The organism is Aeromonas sp. Y311-2, assembly GCF_027706025.1.
GTDB lineage: Bacteria > Pseudomonadota > Gammaproteobacteria > Enterobacterales > Aeromonadaceae > Aeromonas > Aeromonas veronii.
Window position 1 is genome coordinate 1 of record NZ_JAPDCL010000065.1, and the last position, 1,222, is coordinate 1,222.

Annotated in this window: 1 protein-coding gene and 1 pseudogene; one reads left to right on the plus strand and one right to left on the minus strand. The window is 50.3% G+C overall.

What is annotated here, in order from left to right:
• Window positions 1-906: RNA-guided endonuclease InsQ/TnpB family protein (locus tag OKC42_RS22615; RefSeq protein WP_270820934.1), on the minus strand; the 906-nt coding region annotated here is incomplete at its 3' end.
• A gap of 58 nt (window positions 907-964) precedes the next feature.
• Between OKC42_RS22615 and OKC42_RS22620 the strand changes: the two are divergent.
• Window positions 965-1,105: pseudogene (locus tag OKC42_RS22620) on the plus strand (IS200/IS605 family transposase); the annotation flags it as partial.
• Between the last annotated feature and the right edge of the window lie 117 nt (window positions 1,106-1,222).

Here is a 1,222-nt window from a genome sequence, read left to right on the forward strand (position 1 = left end):
ACGATTCAGCCCTGATTTTGCCCGGACGTTGCGCCCCGGCTGGCTTGTCGTGCCCGCTGCTGATTTTGACATGTTGGCAACCTTCAAATCCTCAATGACGATCATCGCGTGGTTTTTGCTGATAGTCGTTGTGACCTTGTGAAGGTAATCGCGGCGGGTATTGGCGATATGTGAATGCAGGCGCTGGATCTTGGCTTTTTGCTTCTTCCAGTTACTGCTGAACTTTACTTTTTTGCTCAACTGGCGCTGGAGCCTTGCCAGCTTGGCCTGATGGGTTTTGAAGCTGTTGACGGGCTCAAACACCGTGCCATCTGACAGGGTTGCGAGCTTGGCAATACCCGCATCCAGCCCGACCATTGAGCCGGACGGGTGAATTGGCTCAGGCGTCTCCTGCTCGACCTGTAATGAGATATACCAGTGCCCGGCGGCTTGGCTGACAGTGGCGTTTTTAATCTTCCCTTCTACTGGGCGTGACTGGCGAAACTTAACCCACGCCAGCCCGGCTGGCAGTTTCACACGGCCTTTCTCAAGGCGGCAATACTTGTCGAAGTTGACGAACCGGATAGAGTCGCGGTTGTCGCTTTTCTTCTTGAAAACTGGGGCTTTGGCGACGAGTTTTTTATCAAAACAACGCATCCACGCGCCGTGCAAATCCTTGAGTTTCTGCTGGAGGTTGTCGGTGTATGCCTCGGCCAGAAAGGCCATTTCTGGGACTTTCTTCCAACTGGTGAGCATCCGGTTAAGCTCAAAGGCAGAAGGCAGTTTTTCGCCAGAATCAAGAATGCGTTTGGTTTCTGCCAGCCCGTGATTCCAGACATAACGAGCACTGCCGCCCAACTGGCGCAGGCGTTGCGCTTGTTGTTCGGTCGGTTCGAGTCGGAATTTGTAGGCTTTTAGAATTTGCATTAAATGCTCAGTGTGTAGCAATATTTCTTCACATCATTACACCGAGCAGAGTCATTAAATGCAAGTCGTAAATATCAACAAATCACGCCATGCTGCTTATCTTCTCCATGTTCACTTGGTATTTGTGACTAAGTATCGAAAAAAGATATTGGGCGATTTACACCTTGCTGCATTCAATCAGTATGCTACTGAGGTTTGTAGCCGACATTCCGCACCTGATTTAGGAATAAATTTGTCGGTAGCGCTCACCCAATACCTCCAAAATGATCTGCTGGTCTCCTGTTAGCTCCGTTACTTGTGGCGGAGCTTCTCCCAG